This is a genomic window from Azonexus hydrophilus DSM 23864 (genome assembly GCF_000429605.1).
In the GTDB taxonomy this organism is placed as follows: Bacteria; Pseudomonadota; Gammaproteobacteria; order Burkholderiales; family Rhodocyclaceae; genus Azonexus; species Azonexus hydrophilus.
Map to the genome: position 1 here is coordinate 638,497 of NZ_KE386925.1, position 20,511 is coordinate 659,007.

A 20,511-nucleotide genomic window follows, 5' to 3' on the forward strand; every position below is an offset into this window, starting at 1 on the left:
GCTGTTTATTCCTCTTCGTCCGAATCAATCATGTGGTCGATGATGGCTTCCGCCAGTTCATCGACCTTCAGTTTACGCTGCGCCACGCCTTCTTCGCGCAGCGCCTTCAGTTGAGCCTCGCCGGTCGCCGCTTCGTCGTCGCCGATGATCACCGCGAAAGCAGCGCCGCTGCCGTCGGCCTTCTTCATCTGCGACTTGAAGGAGCCACCGCCGCAGTGCAGCAGCACGTCCAGCCCCTGGTCGCGCAGCCCTTCGGCGACGCGGAAAGCCAGTCGGCCGGCGGCCTCGCCCTGGTGCACGACATAGACGTCGGGCGCCGGCTCGGCCGGCGCGCCGCCGGAATCCTTGATCAAGGCGATCAGCCGTTCGACGCCCATGGCAAAGCCGCAGGCCGCCGTCGGCTTGCCGCCGAGCTGCTCGACCAGGCCGTCGTAGCGCCCGCCAGCGCAGACCGTACCCTGGGCACCGAGCTTGTCGGTGACCCATTCGAAAACGGTCAGGTTGTAGTAATCGAGACCGCGCACCAGGCGCGGGTTGATCGTGAACGGCTGGCCAGCGTCGCGCAGCACCTGTTGCACGCCCTCGAAATGCGCCAGCGATTCGGCGCCGAGGAAGTCGATCAGCTTCGGCGCCGCCGCGCAGATGTCCTGCAGCGCCGGGTTCTTGGTGTCGAGGATGCGCAGCGGGTTGGTGTACAGACGACGCCTGGCGTCCTCGTCGAGCACCTCGACGTGCTGTTCCAGGTAGGCGATCAGCGCGGCGCGATGTTCGGCGCGCTCGCTCGGCTGGCCGAGGCTGTTGATCTGCAGTTCGATGCCGTCGAGGCCGAGGTCGGCCCACAGGCGGGCGCCCATCAGGATCAATTCGGCATCGATATCCGGCCCGGCAATGCCGAAAGTCTCGACACCGACCTGGTGAAACTGCCGGTAACGCCCCTTCTGCGGCCGCTCGTGGCGGAACATCTGGCCGATGTAGTAGAGGCGCTGCGTCTGCCGCGCCGCCAGGTTGTGCTCGATGACGGCGCGTACGCAGCCGGCGGTGCCTTCCGGGCGCAGCGTCAGCGCTTCGCCGTTGAGAGCGTCGACGAAGGAATACATTTCCTTCTCGACGATGTCGGTGACCTCGCCGATGGCGCGCTTGAACAGCGGCGTCGGTTCGACGATGGGCATGCGGATCGGCTTGTAACCATAGCCTTTCAGCCAGGTGCGGACGGTGTCCTCGAACAGTTCCCAGAATGCCGCTTCTTCCGGCAGGATGTCGTTCATCCCGCGCACGGCTTGCAAAGTCTGACTCATGCTTGCAGTTTCTTCTTGTAGGTGCGCTGGACGTAGCGCTCGATGATGTCCTTGAATTCGTTGGCGATGTTGTCGCCCTTCAGGGTCACGGTCTTCTCGCCGTCCTCGTAGACCGGCGCCGACGGCGCTTCGCCGGTGCCCGGCAGCGAGATGCCGATGTTGGCGTGCTTCGATTCGCCCGGACCATTGACGATGCAACCCATGACGGCCAGCGTCATGTTCTCGGCGCCGTCGTAACGCAGCTTCCATTCCGGCATGCGGGCGCGCACGAAGTCCTGCACCTCGCCGGCCAGTTCCTGGAAGAAGGTCGAGGTCGTCCGCCCGCAGCCGGGACAGGCCGCGACCATCGGCGTGAACGCGCGCAGGCCCATGGTCTGCAGGATTTCCTGGGCGACGATGACTTCCTGGCTGCGCGAACCGCCCGGTTCCGGCGTCAGCGAGACGCGGATGGTGTCGCCGATGCCTTCCTGCAGGAGCACGGACAGCGCGGCGGTCGACGCGACGATGCCCTTGGAGCCCATGCCGGCCTCGGTCAGGCCCAGATGCAGCGCGTAATCGGCGCGCCGCGCCAGTTCGCGGTAGATGGCGATCAGGTCCTGGACGCTCGACACCTTGCACGAGAGGATGATCTTCTCGCCGGCCAGGCCGACTTCCTCGGCCTTCGCCGCCGATTCCAGCGCCGAGGTCACCATCGCGTGGCGCATCATCTCGGTCGCATCGAGTGGCTCGGTACGCTTGCTGTTCTCGTCCATGATCCGCGCCAGCAATTCCTGGTCGAGGCTGCCCCAGTTCACGCCGATGCGCACCGGCTTGTCGTAGCGGCAGGCGAGTTCGACCATCTGCGCGAACTGCTCGTCTTTCTTCTTGCCGAAGCCGACGTTGCCGGGATTGATCCGGTACTTGGCCAGCGCCTCGGCGCAGGCTGGGTGCTCGGTCAGCAGACGATGACCGTTGTAATGAAAGTCGCCGATCAGCGGCACGTTGCAGTTCATCTTGTCGAGATGATCGCGGATCTTCGGTACGGCCGCCGCCGCTTCCATCGAATTGACGGTGATCCGGACCAATTCGGAGCCGGCCCGCGCCAGCTCGGCGCACTGGATGGCCGTAGCCAGATAATCGGCGGTATCGGTATTGGTCATCGACTGGACGACCACCGGTGCGTTACCGCCAAGGCGGACGTGGGCGATGGCGGTCGCGCGGGTCGGACGCTTGCTGATTGCGCTCAAGGTTTACTCCAGCACCAGACGGGCAACATCGCCACGGGTATGCGGCTCAAGGTTGACGACCTGGCCCCGGTGGAGAAGCTTGACGCCAGGCGCATAGCCGATCGTCACCGACAGCGGGCCCCGACCGTCGACGGCCTGATCGGAACCAGCGATCAGGCGCTGCGAAAAGATGATGTTGTCGTCACGATCCCGCACCTCCAGCCAGGAGGCCTGGCTGAGCACGAAACGCAATTGCGAGGTGACCACAGCGGCTTCGGACGGCGCGTTGACTGCAGGCGGCTGGGCCACGCCTTCGCTCGGCGCAGCCTGCGGCGCGATCAATTGCTGTGCCGTGGCATCGGGTGGAAACAGAACCTCCTGGGCCGTTGCCGCTGGAGGCGGCGCTGTCTCAACCGGAACCTCGGCCCCGCCGAGCAAGCCCTGCCAGGCATCGCGCAATTCGGTCAGATCGTTCGGCAGCAGGAAATAGGCGAGCGCCGCCAGGATCAACAGCAAACCGCCGATGCCGACGACCAGCCCGTCACGCGACTTCGAGGCATTGCTGATCCTGGGAGGGGCAGCGGCAGGAACCGCCAGGGTATCGACTGGCTTTTCCAGCTGACCTTCAAGACGATCCATCAGAGGCGCCGGGTCGATATCGACCAGCCGGGCATAATTACGCACGAACCCCCGGATGAAGGTGGTACCGGGCAGAACCGACCAATCGTCGCGCTCGAGCGCCTCAACCTGCCGTTGCCCCAGTTTCAACGCCTGGGCAATATCAGCGACCGGCAGCGAGCGGCTTTCGCGCGCGTTGCGCAGCACTGTACCGACGGACGGCAAGGCCTCGGGTACGACTTCCTGGTCCGGGACTTCGGTGGCTTCGGCGTTGTCGATTTGATCGCTCATTCAAAATCACCCTTGAGGAATTCCTGGTATTGCACCGACGTCGGATAACGGCTGCGCAACTGCGAAGCAAAACCGCTTTCCGCCCGTTGATCGCCCGACTTGCGCTCCAGCCTGACCCCCAGCCACAAAGCCTCGGCGGTCGGCGGCTCCATCATGCGCAGCGCATCGTTCAGATACAACCTGGACTCCTGGAGATTGCCGCGCTTGAAAAAAATGGTGGCCAACCCGACACGCGCCTGAACAGCCCCATTGCGCGAGACACGCACTGCCTGCAACAGGTAGGTTTGCGCCTGATCCAGGTCGCCAGCCTTGAGCAGACAGGAACCCGCATTGGTGTAGGCACGATCCGGCGTTTCATACAGGGGATCACGCAGAGCACGATCAAAATACTGAAGGGATTGGCTCGGCTTGCCGGTGTCACAGAGGAACCAGCCATAGTTGTTATTGATTTCCGGATCGTTCGGCGCCAGCGAGAGGGCACGGGCAAAATCCGCTTCTGCCTTGGCAAATTCGCGCAAGGATGCATAGACCAGTCCGCGCACGCTGTTCGCCTGATGGAAACGCGGATCAATTTGCAGCGCCATGGACAGATGCTCCAGCGCAACCGCCGGCGTGCCCGCCTGGAAATATAGCGCACCGAGTTCGGTATGTATTCTCGCCCGACTGCGCGGATCAGATACCGAGATGGTCGTATCGCCAGCACCACCGAATTGCTGCGCCGACGGGGGAACATCGAACTGAGCCGCGGCCTGAGCGGCCGCGCCAAACAAGACAAGGAAAGAGAGCCACCGGAACTGCCGGAAACAGCGCATCATGTTCTCAACTCCTGAATGGGAATCGTCGTCCCGGCCGTCCGCCGGGTTTTATCCTTGACCTGTCCGGCCAATTGACCACAGGCCGCGTCGATGTCGTCGCCGCGCGTCTTGCGCGTGGTGGTGACGATACCGGCCTGCAACAGGATTTCACCGAAGCGGCGGACACGATCCGCGGGAGAGCGGCGGAACGGTGACCCGGGGAAAGGATTGAAGGGAATCAGGTTGAACTTGCACGGCACGTCGCGGACCAGCGCCAGCAGTTCGCGGGCATGCGCGTCGCTGTCGTTGACCCCGGCCATCATCGTGTATTCGAAGGTGATGAAGTCGCGCGGCGCCTTTTCCAGGTAGCGCCGGCAGGCAGCCATCAGTTCCTTGAGCGGGTATTTCTGGTTGATCGGCACCAGCTGATCGCGCAGCGCGTCGTTCGGCGCATGCAGCGACACCGCCAGCGCCACCGGGCAATCCTCGCGCAGCCGGTCGATGGTCGGCACCAGCCCCGAAGTCGACACCGTGACCCGACGCCGCGACAAACCGTAGGCGTTGTCGTCGAGCATCAGGCGCAGGGCCTTGATGGTGTTGTCGTAATTGGCGAGCGGCTCGCCCATGCCCATCATGACGACATTGGAGATCACCCGCTCGTCGCCATGAACGGCGCCCAGCGCCTTGTTGGCCAGCCAGAGCTGGCCGATGATTTCCGCCACCGTCAGGTTGCGGTTGAAACCTTGCTTGCCGGTCGAACAGAAGGCGCAATCAAGCGCGCAACCGGCCTGCGTGGAAATGCACAGGGTACCGCGCTCATCCTCGGGGATGAACACCGTCTCGACCGCATTGCCGTTGCCGACATCGATCAGGAACTTGCGCGTCCCGTCGTCCGACAGCTTGTCGGACACCACCGTCGGCGGCGCCACGACCGCCCGCGCCTTTAGCTTCTCGCGAAGACTCTTGGCGATGTCGGTCATGGCATCGAAATCCGCCACCCCGGAACGATGCATCCAGCGCAGCACCTGGCGAGCCCGGAAGGGCTTTTCGCCCTGCTCGGCAAACCAGGCGGTCAGTCCGTCGGCATCGAAATCAAGAAGATTCTGCATCAGCATCCCGAGGCGTCGAACCCACCGAAACGGCGAGCCCGACGACAGGCAAAATTAACGACCTGCGTAGGTGTTCATGCCCGGGAAGAAGAAAGCAACTTCCACGGCAGCGGTTTCCGGGGCGTCGGAACCATGCACGGCATTGGCGTCGATCGACTCGGCGAAATCGGCGCGGATGGTGCCCTTGTCGGCCTTCTTCGGGTCGGTGGCGCCCATCAGCTCACGGTTCTTGGCGATGGCGTTCTCGCCTTCCAGGGCCTGGATCATGACCGGACCGGAGGTCATGAACGAGACCAGATCCTTGAAGAAGGGACGATCCTTGTGCACGGCGTAGAACTGGCCGGCTTCCTGCTCGGACAGCCAGGTCATGCGGGCAGCGATGACCTTCAGGCCGGCGCCTTCGAAACGGGAGTAGATCTGGCCGATGACGTTCTTCTTGACGGCGTCGGGTTTGATGATGGAAAGGGTGCGCTCGATAGCCATGAATTTGCTCCGAAAAAGCTAGTCGGTTGAAAAACGGGGAATTTTAGCAGATAAGCCGAGGTCTTGACCGCCTCACTGAACCTCGGCTGCCTTCAGCAAGGGTTCGCGCAGCAGCGCGAAATCGCGCGGCGCCACATACTGCAGCAGCTCCTTGCCATCGGCGTCGACCACGACATCAAGGCCTTTGTCCGGGTAGAGCAGATGAACGCGCTTGTCGGACACCGGCAGACGCTCGGCGGGCTCGCCAAAACGCTGAACGATGGTTGCCTCGTCGAGATTGACCGTCGGAATCACGCTGATCGCCTTCACCCGCATGGCATCGGCAGCGGCAAGGTCGTCCGGATGCAGGCGGATCTTGCGCGTCGTACTTTCCATGTGCTCGGCCTTCAGGGCACGTTCACGCATGGCGATGATGGCTTCGGGCGCAACATCGACGACCAGGATCACCCTGGCCAGCACGAAACCCAGCGGCAACTGGGTGTAGTAAGCCTCCAGCGAACCAATTTCATTGGGCGCCGCAATGATCGCCACTTCCGGCTCTCCGCCGAGGATGGCGCGGACTTCACCCAGCGTCTGCAAGCCCGGACTCACGCCGAAGACACGGGCACCGCCCTGGCCATCAACTTCGATCTGCCAGGGCAGGTTGGCATTCGGATCAAAACCCTCTTGCTTGCCGGTACCCGGGATCAGGAAAGGAACGATCAGCGCGGCCAGGACCAGCGCCACCATGGACAGGGCAAATTTCATGAGCAGTCAGGCTTTCAATTCAAGGCAGCGATTGTGCCACAGGCTGGAGAGCACGAAATGAAAAAGGCCGCGCTTCCGGAGAAGCGCGGCCTGGTTCGATCAGCGGATTGCTACATCATGCCGAGCGTACGCGGCAGCCAGAGCGAGATATCCGGGATGTAGGTGATGAAGATCAGGAAGACCAGCATCGTGTACAACCACGGCAGCACGGCCTTGGTCATTTCGCTCATGCCGGCGCGGGTGATGCCACTGGCAACGAACAGGTTGAGACCGACCGGCGGCGTGATCATGCCGATTTCCATGTTCACCGTGATGATGATGCCGAAGTGGATCGGATCGATACCCAGGGCCACAGCAACCGGGAACAGGATCGGCGCCAGGATCAGGATGATCGACGACGGCTCCATGAAGTTACCGGCGATCAGCAGCAGGATGTTGACGATGACCAGGAAGCCCACCGGACCGAGGCCGAGATGGATGATCCAGTCGGCGATGCCCTGCGGAATCTGCTCGGAGGTCAGGATGAACGAGAACAGGATGGCGCTGGCAATGATGAACAGCAGCATCGAGCTCATGTTGGCCGAATCGAGCAGCACCTTGGGAATCTGCTTGAAGGTCAGATCCTTGTACACGAACACCGCGATCAAGAAGGCGTAGACCGCCGACATGGCCGCCGCTTCGGTCGGCGTGAACATGCCGGAGTAGATCCCGCCCATGACCACGACGATCAGCATCAACCCCCAGAAGGCTTCACGGAAGGCCTTGAAGCGGGTGCCCCAGCTCGCCTTCGGCAAGCGCGGATAACCGCCCTTGCGTGCCTGCCACCAGGTCGTCGCACCGAGCGCCAAGGCCAGCAGCAGGCCCGGAACGACGCCGGCCATGAACAGCGCGCCGACCGACGAGTTGGTCGTCACCGCGTACATCACCATGACGATGGAGGGCGGGATCAGGATACCCAGACCGCCGGCCGAAGCGACGACACCGGCACCGAAGCGCAGCGGAAAGCCCTGCTTGACCATGGCCGGAATCAGGATCGAACCGATTGCCACCACGGTTGCCGGCGACGAACCGGACACCGCAGCGAACAGCGCACAGGCGAGCACCGCCGACATGCCGAGACCGCCGGTCAGGTGACCGACCATCGAGGTGGCAAAGTTGATCATGCGCCGGGCGACGCCGCCATGGGTCAGGAAGTTGCCGGCCAGGATGAAGAACGGGATCGCCATGATCTCGAACTTCTCGATGCCGGTGAACATCTTCAGGGCCACCGAGGCGATCGGGGTATCGGTAAAGGCGAACATGAAACCGAGCACAGTAAGACCCAGCGCCACGCCGACCGGCATGCCGATCACCATCAGGGTGAGAAGGATGCCAAAAATGATGACTGCGCTCATGGCTTACTTCTCCTCTTTCTTGTCGGCGGCGGGATGCTGTTTCTCCCACTCGCGGTCGCTCAGACCGGCATGCGCATGCTCGCGCTGCTCGGCGATGGCGATGGCCTCGCCAACCTGCAGTACCTCGCCCTCTTCCAGACCCTCGACGTGACCATGGTCGTGCGTCGGCAATTCACCGGTGTTGGCGAACTTGATCATCACCTGGACGAAGCGGAAGCACATCAGGAAGGAACCCAGCGGAATCGCCGAATAAACGATCCAGGTCGGCCATTCGAGATCAGGCGTGACCGGTCCCTCGAAGAAATGCCCGGTGTCCAGGCCAAAATTGCTCAGCGTGACGTAAGCCATGCCGTTTTCCCAGACAAAATAGGCACCAAACAGGCCGATCACGCCGGTAAACAGGATGCCGCAGGCCAGACCGAGCAGGATCATGCTGCGCCGCGGCTTCTCCGACAACTGGTTGATCAGCAGATCGACCCCGACGTGGATGCCGGTACGCACACCGTAAGCGGCGCCGAATTTCGCCATCCACACGAAAAGAATGATGCAGAACTCCTGCGCCCAGCCCATATCGATGGACAGCAGCCAGTCCTGAACAACCGGGATATCAAACCCGGTACCGTAGCGATGCACCACGGAAATGAAGATCACCACGGTGGCTACCGCCATCAGCGAGCCGATGATGAATTCTTCAAGAAAATCGATGAGTTTTCCCATGACCCCTCTCCTTGCAAAAACGCCCGCCGCCACCATTGGCAACAGCGGGCGCCCAGAGGACTGAAACGATTACAGCTTGTTCGGATTGAAGCCGGTAGCCTTGTAGACCGCGTCGATCGTTTCCTTGCCGATACGGCTTTCCATCTTCTTGTGCACCGGCACCAGGGCCTTCTTGAACTCGGCACGCTCGGCAGCGGTCGGCGTATGCACCTGGGTCTTGCCGCTCTTGCGGACATTGTCCAGCGAAGTGTCGTTCTCGACCTTGGCGATCTGGTTGGCGTAACGGGTTGCCTGTTCCATGGCATCGTCAAGCTGCTTGCGGATATCCGCCGGCAGACCGTCCCAGAACTTCTTGTTCACGATCACGGCGTAGCCGAGGTAACCGTGTTCGGTCAGCGTCAGATGCTTCTGGACTTCGTGCATCTTCTGGGTGTACAGGTTGGAAATCGGGTTCTCGGTACCATCAACCACGCCGGTCTGCAGGGCCTGATAAACCTCGGAGAAAGCCATCACCTGCGGCAGGGCATTCAGGGCACGAACCTGCTCTTCGAGCACCTTCGACGACTGGATACGCAGCTTCTTGCCACGCAGGTCAGCCGGGGTACGGATCGGGGTGTTGGCCGAGAAGGACTTGAAGCCATTGTCCCAGAAAGCCAGGCCGCTGATGCCCTTGGGCTCCAGCTTGGCCAGCAGGCTCTTGCCAACCGGACCGGTGGTGACCTTGTGCAGGTCGGCGTAGCTGTCGAACATGAACGGCAGGTCGAAGACTTCGAAATCACGCACGCCGAGCGGGCCGAACTTGGCCAGCGACGGGGCCAGCATATGGACGGCGCCGAGCTGCAGCGCTTCCATTTCTTCCTTGTCCTTGTACAGCGTCGAGTTGGCATAAACCTCGACCTTGACCTTGCCCTTGGTCAGCTCTGCGGCCTTCTGGGCGAAGAAGTCAGCGGCCTTGCCCTTGGGCGTGTCATTGGCAACGACGTGGCTGAACTTGATCACGATCGGCTGTTGTGCGTAGGCGCCGAGCGAAACGGCACAGGCGAACAGGCCGACGAGAAGCTTGGAAACTTTCATGGATATCTCCTCCAAAGATTTGTTGGTCGCGAGAATCGAATTGCGACTGGATGAAAGTATTACGAAACGGGCAACACCTGCGTATTGTGGATATCCACATTCGACCCGCCGGGTTAACATCGCACCATGGACTCACCAAGCGCCCCGACCCTAGCCGAAAAACGCCATCTGCCCTGGCTGCTGGCCCTGCCAAAACTCGGCATCGTCTTGCTGATGGCCGCCCTGTTTGCCCTGCTCTGGCTGCTCCAGCATTCGGAGCGTGAAGAACAGCGCAACATCCTGATCAAGGATGTCCTGTGGCTGGAACAGAACCTGCGCTTTCACCTCGAAGGCAACCGCGACCTGCTACAGCAACTGGCCGTGGACATGAACGACCCCCAGGAACGTGAACGCCTGTTCCGCGTCCGCTCGACACATCTGTTGAAAAACAGTCCGGAAATATCCCGGATCAGCTGGCTGGACCCACAAGGCCGTGCGCTGATTTCCCTGCCCGGCCACGAGATCACCAACGAACCTAACCCCGGACGCCGTATCCGTGCCTTCGACGTCGCCAAACGACTGGGCAAACCCGCCTACAGTGAGCCTTACTTCTCTGCTGCAAGAGAAAGCCTGATCGACCTGCTGGTGCCGATCTACGACGAATCGCACCTGACCGGCATGCTGCTGGCCACCTACCCGCTCAACGACCTGCTGACCAATCAGGTGCCCTGGTGGTTCACCGAGAAATACAAGCTGGAAATCGTCGACGACAACGACATGCTCTACGCCACCAAAACCCATCTTGAGGGCACCAACGCCGACAGCTACCAGATTCCTTTTGATCCACCCGGCCACGGCCTGCGGCTGAAGATCAGCAACTACCCCAGCGATCAGAACGCCTTGCAGCGATTGCTGACGATTTCCATCCTGCTGCTCGCCGGCGGGGTCTTCTGGAGCCTGTGGCTGGTCCGCGACCTGATGCACAAGAGCACCCGGGCCGAGGAAGCCTTGCGCGCCGAGCATGCTTTCCGGGCCGCCATGGAAGACTCGCTGACGGTCGGCATGCGCGCCCGCGACCTCAAGGGACGGGTCATCTACGTCAACCCGGCGTTCTGCAAGATGACCGGTTTCGCGCCCGACGAACTGGTCGGCCACGAACCACCAATGCCCTACTGGGCGCCCGAACACCTGGAAAACACCGAAGCCATGCACCGCGCAGTCATGGCCGGCGAAGCCCCCAGCGACGGCTTCGAGATCACTTTCATGCGCAAGAACGGCGAGCGCTTCCAGGCGCTGGTCTACGAAGCCAAGCTGATCGACGGCAACGGCCAGCATACCGGCTGGATGGCATCGGTCCTCGACATCACCGAGCGCAAGAACGCCGAAGAGCTGGCCCGCCAGCAGCAGGAGCAACTGCAATTCACCGCCCGCCTGGTGACCCTGGGTGAGATGGCCTCGACCCTGGCCCACGAACTGAACCAGCCGCTGGCCGCAATCGCCAGCTACAACACCGGCTGCCTCAACCTGCTGAACAGCGAAAATCTCTCCTGCGCCGAACTCAAACCGGCGCTGGAGAAAATCGGCGTCCAGGCCCAGCGTGCCGGCAAGATCATCCGCCGGGTTCATGATTTCGTGCGCAAGAGCGAGCCCAAGCGTGCCCCCTGCGCCCTCGGCGAAGTCATCGATGACTGCCTGGGCTTCGTCGAACCGGAAGCGCGCAAGCGACAGATCCGCATTGAAGCCGGAATCCCCGACCTGCCGCTATTGCCGGCCGACCGACTGATGCTCGAGCAGGTCCTGCTCAACCTGGTACGCAACGCCATGGATGCGATGAACGAAACACCAACGGCCCATCGCTTGATCCGGCTGAACGTACAGGCGGACGACAACGAGGTCCGCGTCAGCGTCGCCGACCATGGCTGCGGGATTGCCCCGGAAATCGAGGATAAACTGTATACCGCCTTCTTCACCACCAAGCAGGAAGGCATGGGTGTCGGTCTGTCGATCTGTCGTTCGATCATCGAGTTTCATCGCGGCCGCCTGTGGGCGGAAAAGAACGCCGACTCGCCGACCGGAAACGGTACGATATTCATCTTCACCCTGCCCCTGGAAAGCGCATGAACACGCCCCGTGCCCATCTGGTCGACGACGACGAAGCCATCCGCGACGCACTGAGCTGGCTGCTCAAATCCCGCGGACTGCCGTTTGCCGTTTACGCATCAGCCGAGGATTTCCTGGCCGCATGGACGCCGGCCACCAGCGGTTGCGTGGTTCTCGACATGCGCATGTCCGGGATGAGCGGACTCGACTGTTTCGACGCGCTGCTCGAGCGCGGCTCAACGCTGCCGGTCATCTTCCTGACCGGCCACGGTGACGTGCCACTGGCCGTGGCCACACTCAAGCGCGGCGCCTTCGATTTTTTCGAAAAACCGCTGAACGACAATGAGCTGGCCAGCCGGGTCGAAGAAGCCATGGCGCTCGACACCCGCCAGCGGGCCGAAAGCGCCACCCAGGATTCGGTCAATGCCCGGGTATCGCGGTTGACCACCCGCGAACGGCAGATCATGGAGCTGGTACTCGCCGGAAAATACAACAAGGTCATCGCCGACGAACTGAACATCAGCATGCGCACCGTCGAAGTGCATCGCGCCAACCTGTTCGACAAGATGCAGGTCAAGACGGCCGTCGAGCTGGCCAATCTGTTCAAAACAGGGCGCTGACGCTTCCCATGCCGGGCTTTTTTCGCTAGCATCACAAAACACTTATCGGGCTGAACGCCCCATTCCAAACGTATACAGACCCCTGAAACCACGAGGCACACATGAGCGAGCACATCCACTACGTCACCGACGACACCTTCGAAGCCGAGGTGCTGCAAGCGCAGCAACCCGTGCTCGTCGACTACTGGGCAGAATGGTGTGGTCCCTGCAAGATGATCGCCCCGATCCTCGACGAAATTGCCGCCGAATACGCCGGCAAGCTGAAAGTCGCCAAGGTCAACATCGATGAAAACCAGCAGACGCCGGCCAAATTCGGCATCCGCGGCATCCCGACGCTGATGATCTTCAAGAACGGCAACGTCGAAGCCACCAAGGTTGGCGCCCTGTCCAAGTCGCAACTCGCTGCCTTTATTGACAGCACGCTGTAATCTCCGTAGTCTCCCGCCCTGAAGGTGCACGCGCACCTTCAGGCTGACGCAAACGGCCACGCGCCCCGGCGTCTCTTCCCTCCCAAGCCCTCTAGCTCCTGCGCCCCGATCATCGGGCTGTCGCCCGCGCTTACATTCCGGCGCCACACACACTCCCAATGCAACTTTCAGAACTCAAGACCTTACACGTCAGCAAACTGCTGGACATGGCGACCGAACTCGCCATCGAGAACGCCAACCGCATGCGCAAGATGGAGTTGATCTACGCCATCCTCAAGGCCAAGGCGAAGAACGGCGACACCATCTACGGTGACGGCACACTGGAAGTGCTGCCGGACGGCTACGGCTTCCTCCGCTCGTCGGACACCTCCTACCTGTCCAACCCGGACGATATTTACGTCTCCCCGTCGCAGGTCCGCCGTTTCAACCTGCGCACCGGCGACACGGTCGAAGGCGAAATCCGTACCCCCAAGGACGGCGAACGCTACGTCGCCCTGACCAAGCTGCAATCGATCAACGGCTTCCCGCCGGAAGCCAACAAGAACAAGATCATGTTCGAGAACCTGACGCCGCTGCATCCGACGCGTCACCTCAAACTCGAACGCGAGATCAAGTCCGAGGAAAACATCACCAGCCGCGTCATCGACATGATCGCCCCGATCGGCTGCGGTCAGCGCGGCCTGCTGGTCGCCCCGCCGAAGACCGGCAAGACCGTGATGCTGCAGAACATCGCCCACGCGATCACCGCCAATCACCCGGATGTCGTGCTGATCGTCCTGCTGATCGACGAACGCCCGGAAGAAGTCACCGAAATGACCCGTACGGTCAAGGGCGAAGTGGTCGCCTCGACCTTCGACGAACCGGCCTCGCGCCACGTCGCGGTCGCCGAAATGGTCATCGAAAAGGCCAAGCGCCTGGTCGAGCACAAGAAGGATGTGGTCATCCTGCTCGACTCGATCACCCGCCTTGCCCGCGCCTACAACACCGTCCAGCCGGCCTCCGGCAAGGTGCTGACCGGCGGTGTCGACGCCAACGCCCTGCAGAAGCCGAAGCGCTTCTTCGGTGCCGCGCGCAACATCGAGGAAGGCGGCTCGCTGACCATCCTGGCCACCGCGCTGATCGACACCGGCTCGCGCATGGACGAAGTCATCTACGAAGAATTCAAGGGCACCGGCAACTCGGAAATCCACCTCGACCGCCGCATGGCCGAGAAGCGCATGTATCCGGCAGTCAACGTCAACCGCTCCGGCACCCGCCGCGAGGAGCTGCTGCTCAAGCCGGACGTGCTGCAGAAGATGTGGGTCCTGCGCAAGCTCTGCTACCCGATGGACGACCTCGAAGCGATGGAATTCCTGCTCGACAAGGTCAAGTCTACCAAGGGCAATGCCGAATTCTTCGACGCCATGCGTCGCGGCTGAAAAAACTATTGCAAGCGCGTGATTATTCAACGATAATCTCGCGCTTCCCAGATCGGCCAATACCGCCGGTCGCTCGTTTAAAGGATATGAAATGAAAGCCGACATTCACCCGAATTACCACGACGTGCAAGTGACCTGCTCTTGCGGCAACGTCTTCACCACCAAGTCCACGATGCCGAAGAACGACTTCCACATCGAAGTCTGCTCTGCCTGCCACCCGTTCTACACCGGCAAGCAGAAAATCGTCGACACCGCCGGTCGCGTTGAAAAGTTCAACCAGAAGTTCGGCGCCATGCGCGGCAAGGCCGCTGCCTGATCGGTTTGAATTTCGCCAGAAAGGGCAGCCCATGGGCTGCCTTTTTCATTTGCGCAACCCATGTCTGAGCACCTCTCCCTGATCCGTCGCGGCATTCGCCTGCCTCCTGCCGGCTGGGCGCTCGCCGGCATGCTTGCCTTCTACGTCCTGGCCGGCCTGTTCGGCCGCGACCCGTGGAAGGGTGAAGACGCGATCCATATCGGCACGGCCTGGCAGATGTTGTCGACCGGCGACTGGCTGGCCCCCTCGCTGGCCGGCCGCCCCTTCCACGAACCGCCGCTGTTTTACTGGAGCGCGGCCCTCACCGGCCTGCTCTTCGACTGGGCCCTGCCGGCTCACGAAGCAATGCGCCTGGCCAGCGGCATCTGGATCGCACTGGCGCTGACCGGGCTATACTACGCCGGCCGGGAACTCTACGGCACTGACAGCGCTGCCGCCAGCCCGCTGCTGCTGGCTGGCTGTGTCGGCCTGCTGTTCCACGCCCACGATGCGCAACCCATGCTGATCGCGCTGGCGGCCTACGCCGGCGGCCTCGGCGCGCTCGCCACGATTGGGCGCAAACCCCGCCTGACCGGCATTTTCTACGGCCTGGCCCTGGCCGCCTGCCTGCTCGGCGCTGGCATCGCGCCAACCTTGCCACTACTCGCCATCGCACCGCTGGCCTGGTGGCTGTCGCCGGATCGCCGCAAGGCCGCGCACACCCTGCTGATCGGCCTGGGCATCGGTATCGTGCTGGCGCTACCCTGGCCACTGGCTTTGAGCTTGCTGCAGCCTGCACGCTTCAATGCCTGGCTAGTGGCCGAACTCGCCCCGCTGAAAACACCGTTAACGGCGCTTGGACTGGGCAAGTACCTCGCACTGCTACCCTGGTTCGCCTTTCCGGTATTGCCGCTTGCCGCCTGGACGCTCTGGTCGCGACGCAAAGACTGGCAAACGCAAAGCCTGTTGCTACCACTGAGCTTCCTGCTGATCACGCTGCTGCTCCTGGTCTGGGCTTATCGTCCGAACGCGATCAGCAGCCTGCTGCTGCTTCCTTCGCTGGCCCTGCTCGCCACCCCCGGCGCACTCAGCCTGCGCCGGGGAGCAGCCAACGCATTCGACTGGTTTGCCTTGAGCCTGTTCAGCTTTCTTGCCTTGCTGGTGTGGGTGGCCTGGGCAGGCATGACGATGGGCGTCCCCCAGACCTTGGCCGACAGAATCGTCAAACTCCGCCCGGGGTTTTCCGGCGAACTTGACCTGATCGGGCTGCTGGTCGGTCTGGCCGCAAGCCTGTGGTGGATCTGGCTCATGCTGCGGGTACCTCGCTCCCCCTACCGCAGTCTCGTGCACTGGACGATGGGCTTCACGACCTGGTGGTTGATGACCACCGCACTGATACTGCCCTGGTTCGACTACGGCAAAAGCTACCGCCCGGTGGCCGAAGCCATTGCGGCGAAGCTGCCTCGCGACAAGCGCTGCCTTGCAGAGCGGAACCTGAATTCAACCCAGCTCGGATCATTCTCCTATTTCGCCGATCTCGCGCCAGTCAATCACTCGACCAAGGCAGGCAAGGCCTGCGACTGGCTGATCGTCGCCGCCTACTCGGAGGACCAACTGGCCCCACCCGGCCCCGAATGGACGTCGGTCTGGCAGGGCAACCGTCCCGGCGAGCGACGGGAACGCTTCCGTCTCTACCGCCGCTGACCGGGAACTGCTCAACCGCCGGACGACTTGATCAGGAAGTGCTCGCGGTAATACTTGAGTTCGTCGATCGATTCGTGGATGTCGGCCATCGCCGTGTGCCGGCCACGCTTCTTGAAGCCCTTGTAAATCTCCGGTTGCCAGCGCTTGCATAATTCCTTGAGGGTACTGACATCAAGATTGCGGTAGTGGAAGAAGGCTTCCAGCGTCGGCATGTAGCGGGCCATGAAGCGGCGGTCCTGACCGATGGAATTGCCGCACATCGGGGAATATCCCTTGCCTGAGTACTTCTGCAGGAATACCAGAGCCTCGGCCTCGATGGCAGCCTCATCCAGCGTGGAAGCGCGGACCTTGTCGATCAGACCGGAACGTCCGTGCGTTTTCTGGTTCCAATCGTCCATGGCGGCCAGGGTTTCGTCGGACTGGTGCACCACCCAGGAAGGCGACTCGGCGACCATCTCGAGTTCGGAATTGGTCACCACGAACGCCATTTCGATGATGCGGTCACCGTCCGGGTTCAGACCGGTCATTTCCATGTCCACCCAGACGAGGTTGTTTGCATTGCCTGCCATATAATTGCCCGAAACTTTAAAAACGCCATTTTCTCACAGCTTCCCCGACATCTGCCCGTGACCGAGAATTTCACCCTCTTCTTCCTCTGCATCCTGAGCCTGACCGTGCTCACCCGCCTGTGGCTGAAGCTGCGCCACATCCGCCATGTCGCGGCCCACCGGACACGGGTTCCCGCGGAATTCACCGAACGCATCACGCCGGCTTCCCACGAAAAGGCCGCCAGCTACACCATCGACCGCAGCAAGGCGGCGATGCTGGCCACCGTCGTCGAGGCAGCGGTACTGCTTGCCTTCACGCTCGGCGGCGGCCTGGCCTGGCTGCACGAATTCTGGTCGGCACACCTGGACGGCATTGCCTACGGCCTGGCCATGATTCTCGGCGTGATGCTGATTTCCGCCGTGATCGACCTGCCACTGTCGCTGTACAGCCAATTCGTCATCGAGGCTCGCCACGGTTTCAACCGCATGACACCGGCCCTGTTCGTCTCCGACCTCGTCAAGCAGACGCTGCTCGGGCTGGCCATCGGCGCCCCGGTGATCGCCGTCGTGCTGTGGCTGATGAGTGCGATGGGCAACCTCTGGTGGCTGTGGGTGTGGCTGTTCTGGAGCGCCTTCAACCTGCTCGTGCTGTTCGTCTACCCGACCTGGATCGCGCCGCTGTTCAACAAGTTCACGCCCTTGCCCGACGGCGAGATGAAAACCCGCATCGAAGCCCTGCTCAAGCGTTGCGGTTTCCGCAGCAGCGGCCTGTTCGTGATGGACGGCTCGAAGCGCTCCAGCCATGGCAACGCCTACTTCACCGGTTTCGGCAACAACAAGCGCATCGTCTTCTTCGACACCCTGCTCGAACGCCTTAGCCCGGCCGAAATCGAAGCCGTGCTGGCGCATGAACTCGGCCATTTCCGCAAACGTCACATCGTCCAGCGCATCGTGCTGATGTTCACGGTCTCGCTCGCCTTCCTCTGGCTGCTCGGTCAGTTGATCGACGCCTCCTGGTTCTATGCCGGCCTCGGCGTACCGGCGCAAAGCACCGCCCTGGCACTGATCCTGTTCTTCCTGGTGGTGCCGGTCTTCCTGTTCCCGCTGACCCCGCTGTCCAGCCAGTTCTCGCGCCAGCACGAGTTCGAGGCCGATGCCTACGCCGCCGAACACGCCTCGGCCGATGATCTGGTGCATGCCCTGGTCAAGCTTTACGATGACAATGCCTCGACACTGACGCCGGACCCGCTACACTCGCTGTTCCACGATTCCCACCCACCAGCCGCCCAACGCATCGGACGACTGCAACACCAGGAGACAAGCGCATGAAAACGACCAGCCCGATGCTCGCCGCCGCCCTGCTGTCCTTCCCGGCCTTCGCCGCCGATCCGTGGGGCAATGCCGACGCCAAGGCCGGCCAGGCCAAGCACGATGCCCAGTGCGTCGCCTGCCACACCAAGATGTACGGCGGTGACGGCAGCACCATCTACACCCGTCAAGGACGCATGCTGTCGACCAAACTCGACATCCTGCAGCGGACGGCCGCCTGCAACGCCCAGATGAACACCGGCTGGTTTCCGGAAGAGGAAGCCGAAGTCGCTGCCTACCTGAACCAGACCTACTACCACTTCAAGGAATGATGCACGGCCGGGTCGTCGCCGCCCACGGTCGGCAATACATCGTCGAGACCGGGGACGGCACGCGCCTGCCCTGCTTTCCACGCGGCAAGAAAAGCGAGGTCGCCTGCGGCGACGAGGTCGAGTTCGCCCGCAGTTCGGCCGACCAGGGCGTGATCGAAAAAATCCTGCCGCGGCGCAGCCTGCTCTACCGTTCCAACGAAATCCGCCAGAAGCTGATCGCCGCCAACGTCGACCAGCTGGTCGTCGTCGTCGCCAGCGAACCGGCCTTCTCCGACGACCTGGTGACCCGCGCCCTGATCGCCGCCGAGAGCGAGGACATCGAAGTCCTGATCGCCCTCAACAAGTGCGACCTCACCGACCGCCTGGCCGAAGCCCGGCGCCAGACCGCCGTTTTTACCGCCCTCGGCTACCGCGTGCTCGAACTGTCGGCCTTGCACCACGCCGAAGACCTGCGCCCCCACCTGCAGGGCCGGACCAGCGTGCTGGTCGGCCAGTCGGGCATGGGCAAATCGACGCTGGTCAATGCGCTGATCCCGGAAGCCCGCGCCGCCACCCGGGAAATCTCGCAGGCGCTCGATTCCGGCAAGCACACGACCACCCACGCCACGCTCTACCACCTCGACGCCGACAGCCACCTGATCGACTCGCCCGGCCTCCAGGAATTCGGTCTCGGCCACCTTGGCCGGGGCGAGATCGAGTACGCCTTCCGCGAATTCCGCCCCTACCTCGGCCAATGCCGCTTCCGCGACTGCCGGCACGACCGCGAACCGGATTGCGCGCTGCGCCCGGCCGTCGAGGCCGGCACCGTGGACAAGAGCCGTTTCGCCAGCTACCGCCGGCTGGCCGGCCTCGATCCGGCGACCTGAACCAAAGGGCAGTAGCCAGAACCGGCCGCACGGGTGATAATCCCTCCACCCCCTATCCAGGCTGGAGAACCAAGATCCAAGCGCAGCCGACCATTCTGATTGTCGACGATGTTCCCGAGAACCTCAGCGTCCTCGGCGAACTGCTGCAGCCGATCTACCATGTCCGGGCAGCGAATTCGGGGCAGCGCGCCCTGCAGATCGCCAACGCGACCCCGCCGCCCGACCTGATCCTGCTTGACGTGATGATGCCGGGCATGGACGGTTACGACGTCCTGGCCGAATTGCGCAGTGTCGCCGCCACCCGCGACATTCCGGTGATCTTCGTCACGGCGATGGATGGTACCGACGACGAGGAACGTGGGCTCGACTGCGGCGCGGTGGACTACATCACCAAGCCGATCCGGCCGGCCATCGTGCTCGCCCGGGTGCGTACCCAACTCGAACTCAAGCGGGCCCGCGACATGCTCAGCGACCACAACGCCTTCCTGGAAAAGGAAGTCGCCCGGCGCATGGCGGAAAACCAGCTGATTCAGGAAGTCAGTATCCACGCCCTCGCCCACCTGGCGGAAACGCGTGACCCGGAAACCGGCAACCACCTGCGCCGCACCCAGGAATACGTGCGCACGCTGGCCAATGCCCTGCAACATCATCCCCGCTTCAGCGCCTATCTCGACCGCCGCACCATCGATGCGCTGGCACAATCGGCACCGCTGCACGACATCGGCAAGGTCGGCATTCCCGATCACATCCTGCTCAAACCCGGCAAGCTGACGCCGGAAGAGTGGGAAGTCATGAAGACCCATGCCGAAATTGGCGCCCAGGCGATTGCCCAGGCCGAAGCCGATTCGGCGCGACCGGTCGAATTCCTGCGCATCGCCCAGGAAATCGCCCGCTGCCACCACGAAAAATGGGATGGCAGCGGCTACCCCGGCGCCCTGGCCGGCGATGAGATCCCCATCTCCGCGCGCCTGATGGCGCTGGCCGATGTCTTCGATGCACTGATCTGCGCCCGCGTCTACAAGCCGGCAATGCCGATGGAAGAAGCCTACCGGATCATCGTCGCCGGCAGCGGCAGCCATTTCGACCCCGACGTGGTCAGCGCCTTTGTCGGCGAATTCGAAACCTTCAAACGCATCGCCGCCGCCTACGCTGAATGAACCCAGTCCAGGCAACACCGGCCACCAAA

General features: G+C 62.4%; 21 protein-coding genes. 10 read left to right on the forward strand and 11 right to left on the reverse strand.

Features of this window, described 5'->3' with window-relative positions:
• Window positions 1-5: 5 nt before the first annotated feature.
• The 10 genes from hisS to G471_RS0114420 all read right to left on the reverse strand — a co-directional run bounded on the left by hisS (window position 6) and on the right by G471_RS0114420 (window position 9,727).
• A complete protein-coding gene (gene hisS, locus G471_RS0114375; protein ID WP_028995946.1) occupies window positions 6-1,295 on the reverse strand; it encodes a histidine--tRNA ligase in 1,290 nt (429 codons plus the stop codon).
• Window positions 1,292-2,521, reverse strand: a complete 1,230-nt coding sequence (gene ispG / locus G471_RS18960; protein ID WP_028995947.1) for a flavodoxin-dependent (E)-4-hydroxy-3-methylbut-2-enyl-diphosphate synthase — start codon at window positions 2,519-2,521, stop codon at window positions 1,292-1,294. Before ispG ends, hisS begins: the two co-directional genes overlap by 4 nt.
• A gap of 3 nt (window positions 2,522-2,524) precedes the next feature.
• Window positions 2,525-3,409 carry a RodZ domain-containing protein gene (locus tag G471_RS18965; protein WP_028995948.1) on the reverse strand — a complete coding sequence of 295 codons (885 nt, stop codon included), beginning with the start codon at window positions 3,407-3,409 and terminating at the stop codon, window positions 2,525-2,527.
• Complete coding sequence (pilW, locus tag G471_RS17875; protein ID WP_051295509.1) at window positions 3,406-4,224, reverse strand: type IV pilus biogenesis/stability protein PilW; 819 nt, start codon at window positions 4,222-4,224, stop codon at window positions 3,406-3,408. The genes G471_RS18965 and pilW overlap by 4 nt, the downstream gene beginning before the upstream one ends.
• Window positions 4,221-5,312, reverse strand: coding sequence for a dual-specificity RNA methyltransferase RlmN (rlmN, locus tag G471_RS0114395; protein WP_028995949.1), 1,092 nt, complete (start codon window positions 5,310-5,312; stop codon window positions 4,221-4,223). The genes pilW and rlmN overlap by 4 nt, the downstream gene beginning before the upstream one ends.
• A 54-nt stretch (window positions 5,313-5,366) precedes the next feature.
• Window positions 5,367-5,795, reverse strand: a complete 429-nt coding sequence (ndk, locus tag G471_RS0114400; protein WP_028995950.1) for a nucleoside-diphosphate kinase — start codon at window positions 5,793-5,795, stop codon at window positions 5,367-5,369.
• Between the two features lie 72 nt (window positions 5,796-5,867).
• The gene (locus G471_RS0114405; protein WP_028995951.1) at window positions 5,868-6,542 is read right to left on the reverse strand and encodes a hypothetical protein; all 675 of its coding nucleotides are present in this window, start codon (window positions 6,540-6,542) and stop codon (window positions 5,868-5,870) included.
• Between the two features lie 110 nt (window positions 6,543-6,652).
• Window positions 6,653-7,936, reverse strand: a complete 1,284-nt coding sequence (locus G471_RS0114410; RefSeq protein ID WP_028995952.1) for a TRAP transporter large permease — start codon at window positions 7,934-7,936, stop codon at window positions 6,653-6,655.
• 3 nt (window positions 7,937-7,939) lie between these two features.
• The gene (locus tag G471_RS17880; protein WP_051295510.1) at window positions 7,940-8,653 is read right to left on the reverse strand and encodes a TRAP transporter small permease; all 714 of its coding nucleotides are present in this window, start codon (window positions 8,651-8,653) and stop codon (window positions 7,940-7,942) included.
• Window positions 8,654-8,722: 69 nt separating this feature from the next.
• Window positions 8,723-9,727 carry a TRAP transporter substrate-binding protein gene (locus G471_RS0114420; RefSeq protein ID WP_028995953.1) on the reverse strand — a complete coding sequence of 335 codons (1,005 nt, stop codon included), beginning with the start codon at window positions 9,725-9,727 and terminating at the stop codon, window positions 8,723-8,725.
• 126 nt (window positions 9,728-9,853) lie between these two features.
• On the opposite strand from G471_RS0114420, the gene G471_RS0114425 reads away from it, so the two are divergent.
• The 6 genes from G471_RS0114425 (at window position 9,854) to G471_RS17885 (ending at window position 16,271) form a co-directional block, all read left to right on the forward strand.
• Entirely contained in the window at window positions 9,854-11,827 is a 1,974-nt protein-coding gene (locus tag G471_RS0114425) for a PAS domain S-box protein (RefSeq protein ID WP_028995954.1), read from the forward strand.
• On the forward strand, window positions 11,824-12,426 hold the full coding sequence (locus G471_RS0114430) for a response regulator transcription factor (protein ID WP_028995955.1): 603 nt from the start codon (window positions 11,824-11,826) through the stop codon (window positions 12,424-12,426). Before G471_RS0114425 ends, G471_RS0114430 begins: the two co-directional genes overlap by 4 nt.
• A 101-nt stretch (window positions 12,427-12,527) precedes the next feature.
• A complete protein-coding gene (gene trxA / locus G471_RS0114435) occupies window positions 12,528-12,854 on the forward strand; it encodes a thioredoxin TrxA (protein WP_028995956.1) in 327 nt (108 codons plus the stop codon).
• Between the two features lie 158 nt (window positions 12,855-13,012).
• Window positions 13,013-14,272, forward strand: a complete 1,260-nt coding sequence (rho, locus tag G471_RS0114440; RefSeq protein WP_028995957.1) for a transcription termination factor Rho — start codon at window positions 13,013-13,015, stop codon at window positions 14,270-14,272.
• Window positions 14,273-14,363: 91 nt separating this feature from the next.
• Entirely contained in the window at window positions 14,364-14,588 is a 225-nt protein-coding gene (rpmE, locus tag G471_RS0114445) for a 50S ribosomal protein L31 (protein ID WP_028995958.1), read from the forward strand.
• 60 nt (window positions 14,589-14,648) lie between these two features.
• Window positions 14,649-16,271 (forward strand): ArnT family glycosyltransferase, encoded by a 1,623-nt coding sequence (locus G471_RS17885; RefSeq protein ID WP_051295511.1) that lies wholly within the window; start codon window positions 14,649-14,651, stop codon window positions 16,269-16,271.
• Between the two features lie 11 nt (window positions 16,272-16,282).
• Here the strand turns inward: G471_RS17885 and orn are convergent, their stop codons facing one another.
• Window positions 16,283-16,840, reverse strand: coding sequence for an oligoribonuclease (orn, locus tag G471_RS0114455; RefSeq protein WP_028995959.1), 558 nt, complete (start codon window positions 16,838-16,840; stop codon window positions 16,283-16,285).
• Window positions 16,841-16,897: 57 nt separating this feature from the next.
• Here orn and G471_RS0114460 point away from each other — a divergent pair, with 57 nt between their 5' ends.
• From G471_RS0114460 to G471_RS0114475, 4 genes are all read left to right on the forward strand, one after another.
• Window positions 16,898-18,148 carry a M48 family metallopeptidase gene (locus G471_RS0114460; RefSeq protein WP_028995960.1) on the forward strand — a complete coding sequence of 417 codons (1,251 nt, stop codon included), beginning with the start codon at window positions 16,898-16,900 and terminating at the stop codon, window positions 18,146-18,148.
• Entirely contained in the window at window positions 18,145-18,459 is a 315-nt protein-coding gene (locus G471_RS0114465) for a hypothetical protein (RefSeq protein WP_028995961.1), read from the forward strand. The genes G471_RS0114460 and G471_RS0114465 overlap by 4 nt, the downstream gene beginning before the upstream one ends.
• Window positions 18,456-19,325 carry a ribosome small subunit-dependent GTPase A gene (gene rsgA, locus G471_RS0114470; protein ID WP_028995962.1) on the forward strand — a complete coding sequence of 290 codons (870 nt, stop codon included), beginning with the start codon at window positions 18,456-18,458 and terminating at the stop codon, window positions 19,323-19,325. The genes G471_RS0114465 and rsgA overlap by 4 nt, the downstream gene beginning before the upstream one ends.
• A 74-nt stretch (window positions 19,326-19,399) precedes the next feature.
• Window positions 19,400-20,482 carry a response regulator gene (locus tag G471_RS0114475; RefSeq protein WP_028995963.1) on the forward strand — a complete coding sequence of 361 codons (1,083 nt, stop codon included), beginning with the start codon at window positions 19,400-19,402 and terminating at the stop codon, window positions 20,480-20,482.
• Window positions 20,483-20,511 lie beyond the last annotated feature (29 nt).

What these genes read in the sequence shown, in the direction of transcription:
- G471_RS0114430 (WP_028995955.1), top strand. Translation starts at nt 11,824, where the DNA reads ATGAACACGCCCCGTGCCCATCTGGTCGACGACGACGAAGCCATCCGC.
- G471_RS0114425 (WP_028995954.1), top strand. Translation starts at nt 9,854, where the DNA reads ATGGACTCACCAAGCGCCCCGACCCTAGCCGAAAAACGCCATCTGCCC.
- G471_RS0114420 (WP_028995953.1), bottom strand. Translation starts at nt 9,727, where the DNA reads ATGAAAGTTTCCAAGCTTCTCGTCGGCCTGTTCGCCTGTGCCGTTTCG.
- rpmE (WP_028995958.1), top strand. Translation starts at nt 14,364, where the DNA reads ATGAAAGCCGACATTCACCCGAATTACCACGACGTGCAAGTGACCTGC.
- rsgA (WP_028995962.1), top strand. Translation starts at nt 18,456, where the DNA reads ATGATGCACGGCCGGGTCGTCGCCGCCCACGGTCGGCAATACATCGTC.
- G471_RS17880 (WP_051295510.1), bottom strand. Translation starts at nt 8,653, where the DNA reads ATGGGAAAACTCATCGATTTTCTTGAAGAATTCATCATCGGCTCGCTG.
- G471_RS0114410 (WP_028995952.1), bottom strand. Translation starts at nt 7,936, where the DNA reads ATGAGCGCAGTCATCATTTTTGGCATCCTTCTCACCCTGATGGTGATC.
- G471_RS0114405 (WP_028995951.1), bottom strand. Translation starts at nt 6,542, where the DNA reads ATGAAATTTGCCCTGTCCATGGTGGCGCTGGTCCTGGCCGCGCTGATC.
- ndk (WP_028995950.1), bottom strand. Translation starts at nt 5,795, where the DNA reads ATGGCTATCGAGCGCACCCTTTCCATCATCAAACCCGACGCCGTCAAG.
- G471_RS18965 (WP_028995948.1), bottom strand. Translation starts at nt 3,409, where the DNA reads ATGAGCGATCAAATCGACAACGCCGAAGCCACCGAAGTCCCGGACCAG.
- rho (WP_028995957.1), top strand. Translation starts at nt 13,013, where the DNA reads ATGCAACTTTCAGAACTCAAGACCTTACACGTCAGCAAACTGCTGGAC.
- orn (WP_028995959.1), bottom strand. Translation starts at nt 16,840, where the DNA reads ATGGCAGGCAATGCAAACAACCTCGTCTGGGTGGACATGGAAATGACC.
- hisS (WP_028995946.1), bottom strand. Translation starts at nt 1,295, where the DNA reads ATGAGTCAGACTTTGCAAGCCGTGCGCGGGATGAACGACATCCTGCCG.
- rlmN (WP_028995949.1), bottom strand. Translation starts at nt 5,312, where the DNA reads ATGCAGAATCTTCTTGATTTCGATGCCGACGGACTGACCGCCTGGTTT.
- G471_RS17885 (WP_051295511.1), top strand. Translation starts at nt 14,649, where the DNA reads ATGTCTGAGCACCTCTCCCTGATCCGTCGCGGCATTCGCCTGCCTCCT.
- trxA (WP_028995956.1), top strand. Translation starts at nt 12,528, where the DNA reads ATGAGCGAGCACATCCACTACGTCACCGACGACACCTTCGAAGCCGAG.
- pilW (WP_051295509.1), bottom strand. Translation starts at nt 4,224, where the DNA reads ATGATGCGCTGTTTCCGGCAGTTCCGGTGGCTCTCTTTCCTTGTCTTG.
- G471_RS0114465 (WP_028995961.1), top strand. Translation starts at nt 18,145, where the DNA reads ATGAAAACGACCAGCCCGATGCTCGCCGCCGCCCTGCTGTCCTTCCCG.